The sequence below is a fragment of the Aureimonas glaciei genome (genome assembly GCF_014643375.1).
Lineage (GTDB): Bacteria > Pseudomonadota > Alphaproteobacteria > Rhizobiales > Rhizobiaceae > Plantimonas > Plantimonas glaciei.
Genome location: NZ_BMJJ01000008.1, coordinates 168,265 through 182,538, shown reverse-complemented (window position 1 = coordinate 182,538; position 14,274 = coordinate 168,265). Strand labels below are relative to the sequence as shown.

General features: G+C 65.4%; 10 protein-coding genes. 8 read left to right on the top strand and 2 right to left on the bottom strand.

Features of this window, described 5'->3' with window-relative positions; all coding sequences use genetic code 11:
* The first annotated feature begins 2 nt into the window (after positions 1-2).
* The 3 genes from IEX88_RS16790 to IEX88_RS16780 all read left to right on the top strand — a co-directional run bounded on the left by IEX88_RS16790 (position 3) and on the right by IEX88_RS16780 (position 1,238).
* On the top strand, positions 3-440 hold the full coding sequence (locus IEX88_RS16790; protein ID WP_188852828.1) for a hypothetical protein: 438 nt from the start codon (positions 3-5) through the stop codon (positions 438-440).
* A gap of 131 nt (positions 441-571) precedes the next feature.
* Positions 572-859: a hypothetical protein gene (locus tag IEX88_RS16785; RefSeq protein WP_188852826.1), complete on the top strand. Its 288-nt coding sequence runs from the start codon at positions 572-574 to the stop codon at positions 857-859.
* 97 nt (positions 860-956) lie between these two features.
* A complete protein-coding gene (locus IEX88_RS16780) occupies positions 957-1,238 on the top strand; it encodes a hypothetical protein (protein ID WP_188852824.1) in 282 nt (93 codons plus the stop codon).
* Between the two features lie 179 nt (positions 1,239-1,417).
* Here IEX88_RS16780 and IEX88_RS16775 read toward each other — a convergent pair whose 3' ends face one another.
* Complete coding sequence (locus tag IEX88_RS16775) at positions 1,418-2,332, bottom strand: diacylglycerol/lipid kinase family protein (protein WP_188852822.1); 915 nt, start codon at positions 2,330-2,332, stop codon at positions 1,418-1,420.
* A gap of 383 nt (positions 2,333-2,715) precedes the next feature.
* On the opposite strand from IEX88_RS16775, the gene IEX88_RS16770 reads away from it, so the two are divergent.
* The 4 genes from IEX88_RS16770 to IEX88_RS16755 all read left to right on the top strand — a co-directional run bounded on the left by IEX88_RS16770 (position 2,716) and on the right by IEX88_RS16755 (position 11,059).
* Positions 2,716-4,428, top strand: a complete 1,713-nt coding sequence (locus IEX88_RS16770; RefSeq protein ID WP_188852820.1) for a PRC-barrel domain-containing protein — start codon at positions 2,716-2,718, stop codon at positions 4,426-4,428.
* Between the two features lie 223 nt (positions 4,429-4,651).
* The gene (locus tag IEX88_RS16765; protein ID WP_188852818.1) at positions 4,652-5,983 is read left to right on the top strand and encodes an efflux RND transporter periplasmic adaptor subunit; all 1,332 of its coding nucleotides are present in this window, start codon (positions 4,652-4,654) and stop codon (positions 5,981-5,983) included.
* Positions 5,980-9,117, top strand: a complete 3,138-nt coding sequence (locus tag IEX88_RS16760) for an efflux RND transporter permease subunit (protein ID WP_188852816.1) — start codon at positions 5,980-5,982, stop codon at positions 9,115-9,117. Before IEX88_RS16765 ends, IEX88_RS16760 begins: the two co-directional genes overlap by 4 nt.
* An 82-nt stretch (positions 9,118-9,199) precedes the next feature.
* On the top strand, positions 9,200-11,059 hold the full coding sequence (locus IEX88_RS16755) for an ABC-F family ATP-binding cassette domain-containing protein (RefSeq protein ID WP_188852814.1): 1,860 nt from the start codon (positions 9,200-9,202) through the stop codon (positions 11,057-11,059).
* A 253-nt stretch (positions 11,060-11,312) separates the two neighbouring features.
* Here IEX88_RS16755 and IEX88_RS16750 read toward each other — a convergent pair whose 3' ends face one another.
* The gene (locus IEX88_RS16750) at positions 11,313-12,350 is read right to left on the bottom strand and encodes a hypothetical protein (protein ID WP_244640268.1); all 1,038 of its coding nucleotides are present in this window, start codon (positions 12,348-12,350) and stop codon (positions 11,313-11,315) included.
* Positions 12,351-12,823: 473 nt separating this feature from the next.
* Between IEX88_RS16750 and IEX88_RS16745 the strand changes: the two genes are divergently transcribed.
* The gene (locus tag IEX88_RS16745) at positions 12,824-14,155 is read left to right on the top strand and encodes a DEAD/DEAH box helicase (RefSeq protein ID WP_188852806.1); all 1,332 of its coding nucleotides are present in this window, start codon (positions 12,824-12,826) and stop codon (positions 14,153-14,155) included.
* Positions 14,156-14,274: the final 119 nt, after the last annotated feature.

Sequence of the window (14,274 nt, the reverse complement as noted above, 5' to 3'; positions counted from 1 at the left end):
CCATGCTGCTGGCACTGATCACCAAGATTTTCGCGGGTGAGGCGGGTGTTTTTGTCGCCCGCCTGAAGCGACTGTTGGCGCTCTACGTGCTGCTGGCGATATTGTTGCTGGTGCTGGCGATCTTCGTGATGATCGCCCTCTTTATCTGGGCGGCGCAGAATTTCGGCGCGTTGCCGACGGCGATTGGCTTTTGCGGTGGGAGTCTGGTGCTCGTGTTGATCGCGATCGCCATGATCATGATGGCGAAGCGGCGGCCGTCCACCCGAGCCGACGATCGCCTGCAGCGCGACATTGCCTCTATCGCCGGCGTCACGGCTTTGAGCAATGCGCCTCAGATCCTGCGGGCAGTACGTCAAAATCGCAGCCTGATCGCCGTCCCGGTCGCATTGGGCGGTCTGTACGGTCTCTACAGGCTGATCGCGGGTCTTCGCGGTCGCTGAAACCTGGGCGCCGGACGTCCGTCCCCGGATATCCGGCGCCCTGTCCTCGGCCGAAACGCCGGAACAAAAGGGTTTCGCAGACTGGACGGCGCCTTTCTTTCCTTTGTCGATTTCCAACCTGGAGTTTTGCCATGTCCCGAATGGACCCCGAGGAAGCCCGCCAGGGCCGCAAGGGCACGCCCGTCCTGCGCATCTTGATCATCGCCCTGTTGCTCTGCGTCGTTGCCGCTGCCGGCATGGCGGTCTATGGTTCGATGCAGCCGGACGACGATCTGCCGGCTGGCCGGGTCGGCACCGGGGATGGTGCAACACCGTCGGCCGATGCGCCGGCTGATGCGACCTCTTCGGGTGCTGATGACGCGGCGGGAACGCCGGCAGGAACCAGCCCGGCGGCGACACCCCCGGCCACCGCCAACTAAGCGATCCCTTGGCGGGGCTTCTGGTTCCTCGTCTCGGTCCGGAAAAGGTTTCGTCGACGAGAATTGGACACGGTTCGTGAACGAGGATGATGGGCTCATGGTAGTGGATACCCCGATCGAGCAGGCGGAGGCGGAGCCTCGCATTCCGTCTCCCGAGGAGTTCCAGGCAGCCATCGACGATGTCTTGGCCGACGAGACCATGTCGGACGCCGAAAAGACCCTCCGGCTCGAAACCCTGCGTCAGGAGTTCATCGTGCCCGAGCATGTCGAGCACGATCCCTACGGGACGATCCAGACGCGATTGGGCGATGCCCTGGCCATGCTCGCCGAGGGCGGGCATCTCTATCGGCCGATACCGCCGGAAGACGATAAGATCTGAATGGATGAAGGCGGCCGATCTGGCCGCCTTCATCGTTTGAGAGGCTGGCCCTCTAAGCGACGGCTCCCGGTCCAGACGCGGCCGGAACCGCCGCTGGAAGGCGGACGGCAGGCGAGGATAGACCGCCTTTCGCCATTCGCCGCGCTGCCTTCTGCGACGGCCGGAGGAACAGCGGGTGATTACGGCAGGAAGGTCGCTTCGCTCGGCACGAGGACCCGCAGCGCCTTGGGGTGCATGACGATCTCCGACGATTGCGCCAGATCGCGCAGCTCGCCGTCGCGCACCGCGCGATCGCGACGTTTCGATCCCCGATAGTCCACGGTCACCCGGCGCGCCGCATAGGTCCGCAGCGCCGGGTTCTGGCGCCACTTCCCCAGGAGGATGTCGACAGTCAGCCGGGTCATGGCACCGCGATCCCGGGTTTCGCAGATGTAGACGCCGAGGACGCCGCCGCGCGGATCGTCGGCATAGGGCAGATGGCCTTCCCCATAGATATTATTCGAGATCGCCAGGGCCGGCGTCCTCAGACGCCTCACCTCCCCGTCGATGTCGATCTCGACCTCCACTTCCGGCAGGCTGCCGAGCGCGGCCAGGATGGCGCGTGTCGACGCAACCATTTTTCCCATACGGGAGCCATAGGCGTAGCGGTCGCGCATGCGCACCATGCGCGCATGCATGCCCACCGCGAACTGGTGCACGAAGGGTTCGCCGTTGACCGTGGCAATGTCGACTTCCGTGATGGTCCCACCGGCGAGCGCCACGACGGCGGCATCGATCGCCGTGGGGATCTGCAGGGTCCGGGCAAACAGGTTCATCGTCCCCGCCGGCAGGATCGCCAGGGCGATGGAGTGATCCATCAAGGCCGTGGCTGCCGCGGACACCGTCCCGTCGCCGCCGCCGACCAGGAGCACGTCGAGATCGTCGCGGTCGGCCGCCCGCTTGATGGCGTCGACGATCTCGCTGCCCTTGACGCATTCGACCTCGATCGCATGGCCGTGCAGGCGGAACTCGGCCTTGATGAGCGCCCCGAACCGATCGAGATCGGTCGTCTTCAGTGTCCCGCCTTCGCGGTTGAGAATGGTGTGGATGTTCATTTTTTTCCTGCCGCACGACGGATGGCACGCCGCGGGTACGGCAGAGCCTCAATTGAGCCTGGGGGCACCGCTGTAAAGGGGGACGGCTGCCAGGGATGCAAATAAGCCCTCCGGCGAGGCGCAGGATCGGGCTTCGCAGGACGATTGGACCTTGCACGACGGTGAAACCGGCGACCGCGTCGATTCATCCACGCTGTTCACGGCCGTCAGACCGGTCACTCATCAGACGATACCTGCAAATTTTAAGCTCCGCCGGCGTCCGATTGCGGAACCTTGGGTGCCCGCAGGGGATTGTCTCTCTGTGTAGCTGCTGGCGAGAACGGCCGAGAGGCAAGACTTCCCCTGCAGCATTTCCGACGATTTGATCGACGAGGAAAACCCCTATGATGATCCGTAAGCTTCTCACCACGACCGCCTTGGCCAGCGTTATCGCCACGGCCGCCTTCGCTCAGGGCACGACCACGCCGACGACCGAGACGCCAGCTGCCGCTACGCCGGCCCCGGCCTCCGACTCGATGGCGCCGGCGTCCGATACGATGGCGCCTGCCGCTACCGGCACCGCGGATACCGCAGCCACGACCACGGCCGCCGCCGGCACCTATGTGCAGACGCTGGGCGCCGGCGAATATCTCGCTAGCGACCTGACGGGCGCCGACGTTTATCAGGGCAATGCTGCCGACGCTGCGTCGGCCGGCAAGATCGACAACTTCCTCGTCGGCAACGACGGCAAGGTGGTCGCGGCGATCATCGACACGGCCGGCCTCGACGAGTCCAAGGTCGTTGCCGTTCCGATCGACCAGATCACCTGGAGCATGGTCGACGGCAGCGACGATCCGCGCGCCACGCTGACCGCTTCGCGCGAAGACCTGATCGCGGCGCCGGCTTTCGTGTCGACCACGGCGGCTGAGGCTGCGCAGAATGCTCCGGCTGCCGATACGGCGGCGACGGCCCCGGCAACGGGCGGCGCGATGGCCACCGATCCGGCTGGTGCCACTGCTACCGCTCCGGCCGCCGGTGGCGCCATGGCGACCGACCAGGCCGCCGCCCCCGCGACCACGACGGCCGCCCAGCCGGTACAGTCGGCACAGATGAGCGACGGCACCTATCCGGCGACCGTCGGCAACGACCAGTTCCTTTCAGAGGACCTGATCGGCGAGAACGTCTATTCGGGCCCGGGTACCGATGCGGAGTCGATCGGCTCGGTCAATGACCTCGTGATGGCCGAAACCGGCGAAATCCGTGCCGCGGTTGTCGGCGTCGGCGGCTTCCTCGGCATCGGCGAGAAGAATGTCGGCGTGCCTTTCGCCGAGATGCAGATGACCAAGAACGAAGATGCCGAGCCGCGCATCATCCTGGCCGCCACTAAGGACCAGCTGACGTCCGCTCCGGAATTCGACGACGATGGCAACGATGAGGCGGCCACGACGGCCGACAATTCGGCCGCAACGACGGGCGCCGGCGACACGAGCACGACCCCGGCAACGGGCATGGCTGCCAACACCGACGCGACCACCGCACCGGCGGCTTCGGGCATGGCGGCAGGTACGGCAGCGACGACAGCTACGACGCCGTCGAGAGACACTGCGGCAGCCACGACGACGCCGTCGACCGACACCACCGCATCGACCGGTGGCGCCGCGGACCGCTCGGCGATGACGCCGGTCTCGGGCCCGGAACTCACGGCGGACTCGCTGATGGGAACCACCGTCTACGGTCCAAACGACGAGAACATCGGTGACGTCGGCGACATCGCGCTGAACGCCGAGGGTCAGGTCGACGCGATCATCGTCGACGTCGGCGGCTTCCTCGGCATCGGCGAGAAGCCGGTCGCAGTCGCCATGGACAACCTTCAGTTCATGAAGGACAGCGGCGGCTCCATGTATCTCTACACGCAGTTCACTCAGGAAGAGCTGAACAACGCGCCGGAGTACAACAGCTCGACCTATGCCGAGAACCGCGACCAGATGCGCATCGGCGCGGGCGGTCAGGTTCCGAATGCCGGCACGGCGCCGGCTGGTGAAGCCGCTCCGGCGGCCGGCACCCCGGCCACGACGCCGGACGCCTCGACGGGTACCGCGACCACCCCGGCACAGTAATCGGCGACACAGTCGCTACTCGGAAGGGCTCGCCAACTGGCGGGCCCTTTTTTCTTGTCGGGTGGCAGGATCTCAGTGTGGCTGGTGCCGCAAGTCTGCGACGGGCACCCATGACTCCCAGCTCCTGAAACTTTGCGAAGATGTAATCTAAAACCAGTCGCATCGGCGTTATGGTCGGCCCAGCCTTCATATGGCGTTCATGCCCGCGCAGCTATGGAACCACATGGCCATTTTGAAGCAGATCCTCGTCACTCTCGTCGTGTTGCTGGTCGCCGGCGCGCTCTGGATCCGTTTCGACGGGAGAGCGGGCGTCTATCTGGCAAGCCTCCCCCTCCCCGCGCCTGTCGCCTCGGTGGTGGCGTCCATCGCACCGGCTCCGGACAAGGACGCCGTGGTGACGGACAGTGGCGCGGCGCCTGGCGGCGGCCGCGGCCGCGGAGGACAGGGCGGGGCCGGACGGGCGACGATCGTCGTCGCCGATCGGGTCGACACTTCCCTGACCCGCAACCGCATGCGCGCCATCGGCACCGGCGAGGCCCAGCGATCCGTGACGGTGTATCCCGACGTGACCGGCATCATCGAGACGGTCCCGTTCAAATCCGGCGACACCGTCGCGGTGGGCGATGTTCTCGCCAATCTTCAGGACGATACAGAAGAGGTCGCGGTCGAGCGGGCGCGGATCGCCATCCAGGCTGCGGAGGCCAAGATCGAGCGGGTCGAGCGGCTGCAGGCTTCGCGCGCCATCACCGCCGTCGAGGTTACCGATGCGCGCCGCGAGCTCGACAATGCGCGGCTCGACCTGAGGGCGGCCGAAATCGACTACGCCAAGCGGCAGATCGTCGCGCCGATCGCCGGCCGGGTCGGCATCGTCAGCGTCGATACCGGCGACCTCGTCACCAACCAGACGGTCATCACCACCATCGACGACCGCAGCCAGATCAAGGTGATCTTCTTCACCCCGGAAACCTTCGTCCAGAACCTGACGATCGGCGCGCCCATCGAGGCCGTCAGCACGGCACGCCCGGAAAAGGTTCATACCGGCGTGATCAGCGCCATCGACAGCCGCCTCGACGAAGCCAGCCGCACCCTGCGCACCGAGGCGGTGATCGACAATCCCGAGGACGAGCTACGGCCCGGCATGTCCTTCGCCATGACGCTGGTCCTGCCCGGCGAAACCCTTCTCGCCGTCGACCCGCTGTCCGTGCAGTGGGAGCGCAACGGCCCCATCGTCTGGACCATCAAGGCCGACAACACCGTCGCGAAGACGCCCGTGCGCATCATCGAGCGCAATATCGACCGCGTCCTCGTCGCCTCCGAGACGCTGCGGGAGGGCGACCTGGTCGTCGTTGAGGGAGTCCAGGCACTGCGGGAAGGCGGTAAGGTCGAGATCCAGAATTCGCAGCAGCCCGGTATCGCCGCGCCCGAGGCCAAGGACGAGCCGCTTGCCGGCGGTGGTGGCGGCGGGGGCGTCCTCGGCTCCGTCGCACGGGCTGCCGAAAGACCGGCCGCCGTGCCGCAACCGGCCAATACGACGCCGGCCAGGGCGATGCCATGAGCGACGGCGCGGCCAAGCCCGACGGCCTGACGGCTTTCACCAGCCTGTTCATCCGCCGGCCGGTGCTCACCATCGTGCTCAACCTCCTGATTGTGGTGGCCGGCCTCGCCTCGCTGAACGCCGTCGAAATTCGCGAACTGCCCAATGTCGACCGCCCGGTCATCACCGTCTCGGTGGATTTCACCGGCGCCTCGCCGGAAACCGTCGACCGGCAGCTGACCAGCGAGATCGAGAGCGCCGTCGCCCGCGTCTCCGGCATCGCCTCGGTGTCGTCGAGCTCGCGCTTCGGCTCCAGCCGCGTCACCATCGAATTCACCGATTCCACCGATCTCAACGTCGCCGCCAGCGACGTGCGCGATGCCATCAGCCGGATTTCCAACTCGCTGCCCGAGGACGCCGAGGAGCCGCGGATCGTCAAGGCGGATGCCGACGCGGACGCCATCATGCGCCTTGCCGTCGTCGCGCCGGCGATGAAGATCGAGGACCTGACGACGCTCGTCGAGGACCGCATCGCCGACCAGTTGGCCGCCGTCGAGGGCGTCGCGGATCTCCAGCTCTACGGCGAGCGCGAGCGTCTCGTCTATGTCGACATCGAGCCCGACCGGCTGGCGACGCGCGGCCTCACCATCGCCGACGTCGCCGCCGCCCTCCAGAACGTCGCGCTGGACGTGCCCGCCGGCTCCCTCGCCTCGCCCAACCAGGACCTGATCGTGCGGGCTGATGCCAATGTGGCGACGCCCGCCGAGTTCGAGAACATTGCCCTCAACGAGCGCACGCGCCTGCGCGACGTCGCTTCCGTCCGCTTCGGTCCGGACGAGGCCGCCTCGCAGCAGCGCATCAACGGCCAGACGGGCATCGGCCTCGGCGTCATCCGCCAGGCCGGGTCGAGCACGCTCGACATCTCCACCGGCATCCGCAGCATGGTCGAGCAGCTGAACCGCACCCTGCCCGAGGGCATCGACGTGCGCGTCACCAGCGACGACGCTGTCTTCATTCAGGGCGCGATCCACGAAGTCGAGCTGGCGCTGATCTTTGCGGTCGTCATCGTCGTCGCGGTGATCTTCCTGTTCCTGCTGAACCTGCGGGCCACCTTCATCCCGGCGGTGACCATGCCGGTGGCGCTGATCGGCACCCTCACCTTCATCTATCTCGTCGGCTTTTCCATCAACATCCTGACGCTCCTGGCGCTGGTGCTGGCGACGGGCATGGTCGTCGACGACGCGATCATCGTGCTCGAGAACATCGTGCGCCGCCGCGACATGGGCGCCCGCCCCGCCGCCGCGGCGGTGCTCGGCACGCGGCAGGTGTTCTTCGCGGTGATCTCGACGACGGCGACGCTCGCCGCCGTCTTCATCCCGATCTCCTTCCTGCCGGGCGCCGCGGGCGGTCTGTTCCGCGAGTTCGGCTTCGTGCTGGCCGTCGCGGTGGTGATCTCCTCCTTCATCGCCCTGACGCTGTGCCCGATGCTCGCCTCAAAATTCCTGAAGGCGCGCGAGGACGAGCGGCCGCCCGGCTGGTTCAAGCGCGGCGTGCAGGGTTTCGGCACGAAGCTCGCCGGCATCTATGGCGTGGTCCTGAGGGCCTGTCTCGCCTTTCCCCTGCTCATCGTCACGGCTTCGGGCATCTTCTGCTTTGCCGCCTTCCTGACCTATCAGACCCTGCCGCAGGAACTGACGCCGACCGAGGACCGCGGGCTCGTGCTGATGCGCGTGACCGCGCCGCAGAGCGCCAGTCTCGACTACACCGCCGCGCAGATGCGGCGGATCGAGACCATCGTGATGCCCTATGTCGAGAGCGGCGAGGCGACGAACGTCTTCGCCACCACCGGCCGCGGCGCCGCCAACTCGGCCTTCCTGGTGATGACCCTGGCCGACTGGTCGGTCAGGGCGCGCACCCAGCAGGAAATCGTCGCGGAAGTGAACGCCGCCGTGCGCAACGTTCCGGGCGTCCGCGCCTTCGCGATCCAGCCGAACTCGCTCGGCATCCGCGGCGGCGGCCAGGGCCTGCGCTTTGCCATCGCCGGCTCGAACTACGACGAGATCACCGATGCCGCGACCAGGCTGAAGGAAGCGATGGACCGCGACGGCCGCTGGGGCCGCACGCAGCTCGCCGCCGAGGCGACGCAGCCCCAGGTCTCCGTCCTTATCGACCGCGCCCGGGCCTCCGATCTCGGCATCGAGATCGACGGCCTTGCCGGCGCCATGCAGTCGCTGCTCGACGGCCGCGAGATCACGCAGACCTATATCGAGGACAAGCAGATCCCGGTGCGGATGGTGGCGACCAGCGACCCGATCAACGATCCGGGCGACCTGCGCAACGTCTTCCTCAAGGCCCGGGACGGCCGGCTGGTGCCGATGTCGACGGTCGCCACCACCGAGGAGCGCCCGATCGCGCCGACGCTCGACCGCGAGAACCGGTCGCGCGCCATTTCGCTGTCGGCCGAACTCACCGACGGCTATCCGCTGGCCCAGGCCTGGACGGATCTGCAGCCGCTGGCCGCCGATGTTCTGCCCGACACGATGCGCCTCGTGCCGCTGGCCGAGGCGGCAACGCTGCAGGAAACGTCGAGCGGCCTTGCCGTGGTCTTCGGCTTCGCCATCGTCGTCATCGTCCTGGTGCTGGCGGCGCAGTTCGAAAGTTTCGTCTCGGCGCTGATCATCATCGCCACGGTGCCGCTCGGCGTCGCCTGCGCCGTCTTCGCCCTCGCCTTTTTCGGCCTCAGCCTCAATCTCTACAGCCAGATCGGTCTGGTGCTGCTCGTCGGCATCATGGCGAAGAACGGCATCCTCGTCGTCGAATTCGCCAACCAGTTGCGCGAGGAGGGCATGGGCCTGCGCGAGGCGACGGAGCAGGCGGCGCTGATCCGGCTGCGGCCGGTCATGATGACCATGGTCGCGACGGTCGTCGGCGGCGTGCCGCTGGTCTTCGCGTCGGGCGCCGGCGCCGAGGCGCGCATCGCGCTCGGCTACGTCATCGTCGGCGGCCTTGGCCTCGCCACCTTCGCCACGCTCTTCGTCACCCCCGTCGCCTATCTTCTGCTCGGCCGCTTCGCCAAGCCCGTCTCCGGCGCCACCGAAGAGCTGCACCGCGACATCGCCGAAGCCGAGCGGATGGGCGAGCCCGCGCCGGCGTGATCCGCCAATGCCCGTCTGACCTTAACGGAATGGTGCGGCGCGGGACCTCGCCCGCGGCGTGGAAATGCGCTAGAGCCTGCCCATGGCCCTACCTCCCCTGCTCCACCTCGACGGCATCAAGCTGACTTTTGGCGGCACGCCGCTTCTGCAAGGCGTCGAACTCTCCGTCCTTCCCGGCGACCGCATCGCGCTGGTCGGCCGCAACGGCTCCGGCAAGTCGACGCTATTGAAGATCGCCGCCGGCATCGTCGAGCCCGACTCCGGCGAAGTTTTTCGCAAGCCCGGCGCGACCATCCGCTATCTCGCGCAGGAGCCGGACTTCGGCGATGCGCCGAGCGTCGAAGCCTATGTCGCCGCGGGCCTCGGGCCGGCCGACGATCCCTACCGCGTCACCCGCTGCATCGATGCGCTCGGTCTCGACCCGAATGCGCGCCCGTCCGACCTCTCCGGCGGCGAGGCGCGCCGCGCCGCGCTCGCCCGCGTGCTCGCGCCCGAGCCCGACATCATTCTCCTGGACGAGCCGACCAACCATCTGGATCTGCCGACCATCGAATGGCTGGAAGACGAGGTGCGCTCGCTTCGCAGCGCCATCGTCGTCATCAGCCATGACCGTCGGTTCCTAGAGAAGACCACGGCGGCCACCGTCTGGATCGACCGCGGCGGCGCGCGCCGCATCAACGAGGGCTTCGGCGCCTTCGAGGCCTGGCGCGATAAGACGCTCGAGGAAGAAGAGCGCGACATGCAGAAGATGGACCGCAAGATCGTGCGCGAGGAGCACTGGCTGCGCTATGGCGTCAGCGCCCGCCGCACCCGCAACCAGCGCCGCCTCGGCGAGCTGCATGCCATGCGCGCCGACCGCAAGAGCACCCGCCGCGCCGTCGGCATGGTCGACATGACCGCCGGCGAGACGCGCGAGAGCGGCAAGCTCGTGATCGAGGCCGAGCACATCGCCAAGGCCTATGGCGACCGCGTCCTCGTCGAGGATTTTTCCATGCGCATCCTGCGCGGCGACCGCGTCGGCTTCGTCGGCCCGAACGGCGCCGGCAAGACGACGCTCCTGAAGATGCTGATCGGCGAGACGCAGCCCGATTCCGGCAAGGTGAAGCTCGGCACCAATCTCGACCTCGCCTTCCTCGACCAGAAGCGCGCCAGCCTGAACGACACGGCATCGGTCGCCGAAAACCTCACCGACGGGCGCGGCGACCAGGTCATGGTCAATGGCGAGCCGCGCCATGTCGCCGGCTACCTCAAGGATTTCCTGTTCCAGCCCGAGCAGATCCGCACCCCCGTCGGCAACCTCTCCGGCGGCGAGCGCGCCCGCCTGCTCCTCGCCAAGACCATGGCGACGCCGGCGAATTTTCTCGTCCTGGACGAGCCGACGAACGATCTCGACATGGAGACGCTCGACCTGTTGCAGGAGCTGATCGCCAACTATCCCGGCACCGTCCTCCTCGTCAGCCATGACCGCGACTTTCTCGACCGCACGGTGACGAGCGTCGTCACGCCCGACGCCGAGGGCAAGTGGATCGAATATGCCGGCGGCTATTCCGACATGCTGATTCAGCGCCGCTCCGACGCCAAGGCCGCCCGCGGCACGCTCGGCTCCGAACGCCAGGCCGGCAAGCCCGCCAAGGGCGGCCGCAACCACGACCTCACCGGCGCCTCGAAAATGGCGATGACCGCCAAGCCCGCGGCCACCGGCGTCGCCAAACTCTCCTTCAAGCAGAAATTCGCGCTGGAAAGCCTGCCGAAGACGATCGCCACGCTGGAGAAGGAGATCGCCGCCCTCGAGACCGAAATGGCAGATCCGCTGCTGTTTTCGAAGAACCCTTCCCGGTTCTCGAAGCTCGCCGACAAGCTGGACGCCAAGCGCGGCGAGCTGGCGAAGGCGGAGAACGAGTGGCTGGAGCTGGAGGTGTTGAAGGCGGAGATGGAGGCGTGACAAGAAGTGCTTATGTCAGCTTTTTTCTAACTCATTCGCTGCGCTTGCTATTTATTCAATTATCGTTGCTGCGCACAATTTTCAGCAGTTGGCCGAGACCCCACCGCCGCACACCAGCCGACGCCCCCGCTGACTGCTGCGGCATCTAGTCGTTGCCTTGCTTTCATATTAACAGCCGTCCACACATCATACTTCAGTTTTAATTATCCAATGGTAGCAGGCGAGCCCCCAGAACAACATACTCAAATCCGACTTAGGATCCCGCCAGTTCCGGACTAATCAACACCTCTCCAGTTAGTGCAGTGAAGAAGGAGGTAAGCTTGTCCCTGCCACTTTCGGTCGACATGGGTGAAATTCCGAGAAACATCCCGGCATCCCGAGACCCACGAACTTGAACACCGAAACCTTTTGACAGAACAATCTGTCGAGCTTCATCTAGCGTAATTTTACAAATTATATTTGTATAACTATTCAAAGAGACTCGAAATACTCTATCGGAAATGTCTATATCGTCATCCTCGTTAAATGTTAACTCCACAAGGGGATAGCTCTCAAGCATCTCTGAGCGCCCCTGTGATTCAATGACGGCATGTATCATAAAATTTCCTCCGAGATATGATAACAAGATCTTGTGATGACCATACAGGGAGTCGCGCTCAGCGCGAACAGATACAGTGTTATTTGCCGCCAAGACTGTCCAGCTGACCGGGGTTTCGCCATCAGTCACTACCCGCAGCTGCCTCAACAATGGCACGTCGATTAGTTTAATTTCTGAGGAGTCAACCGACGACGAAATATCTAGAAAATCTAGATCAACCCCCATATCTCTAATAAATCGGGCGATCTGATATGATAAAGTTTGCGATTGCCCGATATGCCTAGGGGTAGGATTTCTAAATGAAAATTGGTGAACACCAAACGACGAGCCGGCTGAAAAATAGCGCAAACGGCCACCAATATACATCAGTGTCGCCGCACTCATACAAGACCCGGTCCTAAATTCCCGATTAATCAGGATACCATTCTCCGCCTCAGCGCCGAGGAGAATGCTTCCTATGTGCGTAGAGAACCATCTCTCCCGGATCATGTGCCCAAGACTTATTGCCGTCTCTACATGTCCCCCGAGAGAGTCAATGTAAATCGAGGCCCGAGTTGGGACCGCCGATTTCTGTAAAAACTCTAGGAATTTTAAATCGTCACCTGGCTCGATTTTACCGAATGCATTGACATCGTTGTGGCCGCCAAAAGCGTGCTCGAATGCGGTCTGCGGAGGAGTATATTCAAACTGCATGGCGATGGGTAACGCTCGAATCTGTTGGCCGGATAATGCCCGTTTTTGCGTAAGTCGAGTATCGATAATTTAAACAAACAGTGCTGGCCCGGAAAATGTAGCTTGTTCTAACATGCAGGCGAACATGGCTGCTGCAAGAATGTGGTCTTGCCCTTCGAAGAGGCTCCGCGGGCTGCTGCGGCTAAATGATACTGTACGCTAGCCCGCGAGAGTAAGCGACGGCGTTGGGTAGGGAGCAATCCCCATCCCCGCCCTTGACGCACCGCACAAAACCTCGCATATGAGCCTGGCAACGCCGTGACGCGCTGCGCTCCCTTCTTCCCGTGCTTTTCTCCCGAAAACCCGCTGGAATGTTAGACGAGCGCCTTCGGACTTGGATCCGATCACGGCCCGTGTCGACCTGTCCGCAAGCGCGAAGACGGTCGGCCGTTTCGCGGGCTCTCCATGCCCGCCACCCAGTTCAAAGGCATTCCTTGACCCATACCAGCTTCTCGACGCTCGGCCTGTCCGACGTCCTTCTCACCGCGCTTGCGCGTGCCGAAATCACCACGCCGACCCCGATCCAGGCGCAGGCCATTCCCGTCGTCCTGGAAGGCAAGGACGTCCTCGCCATCGCCCAGACCGGCACCGGCAAGACCGCCGCCTTCGCCCTCCCCGTCATCGACGCGCTCCTGAAGAGCGGTCGCCGCGCGCAGCCGAAGACGCCCGTCGCCGTCTTCCTCGCGCCGACCCGCGAGCTCGCCTCGCAGATCGCCGACAGCGTCAAGAACCTCCTCGCCGGCACCCCACTGCGCCAGCACGTCATCTTCGGCGGCGTCTCCGCCCGCCCGCAGATCGAGGCCATGCGCCGCGGCGTCGACATCGTCATCGCCACCCCCGGCCGCCTGCTCGACCTCGTCGACCAGCAGGCGCTGTCGCTAGGCTCGGTCGAGCACATCGTCCTCGACGAGGCCGACCGCATGCTCGACATGGGTTTCGTGCGCGACGTCATGCGCATCGTCAAATCGCTGCCGACCAAGCGCCAGTCGCTGCTGTTCTCGGCCACCATGCCGCAGAACGTCGAGGCGCTCGCCGCCAAGATCCTGAAGAACCCGGTTCGCGTCGAGGTCACGCCGGAAGTCGTGACCGTCGAGAAGATCGACCAGAGCGCCTACCTCGTGCCGCAGAAGGCCAAGAAGCATTGGCTGGTGAAGCATCTCGCCGATCCCGCGCTCGACAAGGTCGTCGTCTTCACCCGCACCAAGCACGGCGCCAACCGCCTGTCGGAAGACCTGATCAAGGCCGGCATCGATTCCGCCGCGATCCACGGCAACAAGAGCCAGGCCGCCCGCCAGAAGGCGCTCGCCGCCTTCCATGCCGGCGAGACCCGCGTTCTCGTCGCCACCGACATCGTCGCCCGCGGCATCCACGTCAACGACATCTCCCATGTCGTCAATTTCGACCTGCCGGAAGAGCCGGAAAGCTACGTCCACCGCATCGGCCGCACCGCACGCGCCGGCAAGTCGGGCTTTGCCATCGCGCTCGTCGATCCGTCGGAGCGCGCAAAGCTTCGCTCGATCGAGAAGCTCACGGGCCAGCGTTTCGACCTGAAGGAGTCGGAGTTCGCCGGCGCCGAACTCGCCGCGATGGAAGAGGAGCGCGCCCGTCCGCCGCGCCAGATGCAGGGCCGTCCCTCGGGCAAGCCCGGTGGCCAGAACCGCTCGGGCCGTCCCGGCGGCAATGGCGGCGCGGCCAACCGCTCGCCGAAGCCGGAAGGCGCGCGCAACTCGCACCGCGGCGGCGGCCGCCCGCGCGCCGTCGCCTGATCGGCAGCGCACCGCGCGCTGCCTCACGGCAGCCTTTGAATGCAGAAACGGCCGGGATCTTTCCCGGCCGTTTTCGTTGGGGGCCGCCGGCCGGGCTCCGGTTGCAGCCCGGCCCCCTC

What these genes read in the sequence shown, in the direction of transcription:
- IEX88_RS16790 (WP_188852828.1), top strand. Translation starts at nt 3, where the DNA reads ATGCTGCTGGCACTGATCACCAAGATTTTCGCGGGTGAGGCGGGTGTT.
- IEX88_RS16785 (WP_188852826.1), top strand. Translation starts at nt 572, where the DNA reads ATGTCCCGAATGGACCCCGAGGAAGCCCGCCAGGGCCGCAAGGGCACG.
- IEX88_RS16780 (WP_188852824.1), top strand. Translation starts at nt 957, where the DNA reads ATGGTAGTGGATACCCCGATCGAGCAGGCGGAGGCGGAGCCTCGCATT.
- IEX88_RS16775 (WP_188852822.1), bottom strand. Translation starts at nt 2,332, where the DNA reads ATGAACATCCACACCATTCTCAACCGCGAAGGCGGGACACTGAAGACG.
- IEX88_RS16770 (WP_188852820.1), top strand. Translation starts at nt 2,716, where the DNA reads ATGATGATCCGTAAGCTTCTCACCACGACCGCCTTGGCCAGCGTTATC.
- IEX88_RS16765 (WP_188852818.1), top strand. Translation starts at nt 4,652, where the DNA reads ATGGCCATTTTGAAGCAGATCCTCGTCACTCTCGTCGTGTTGCTGGTC.
- IEX88_RS16760 (WP_188852816.1), top strand. Translation starts at nt 5,980, where the DNA reads ATGAGCGACGGCGCGGCCAAGCCCGACGGCCTGACGGCTTTCACCAGC.
- IEX88_RS16755 (WP_188852814.1), top strand. Translation starts at nt 9,200, where the DNA reads ATGGCCCTACCTCCCCTGCTCCACCTCGACGGCATCAAGCTGACTTTT.
- IEX88_RS16750 (WP_244640268.1), bottom strand. Translation starts at nt 12,350, where the DNA reads ATGCAGTTTGAATATACTCCTCCGCAGACCGCATTCGAGCACGCTTTT.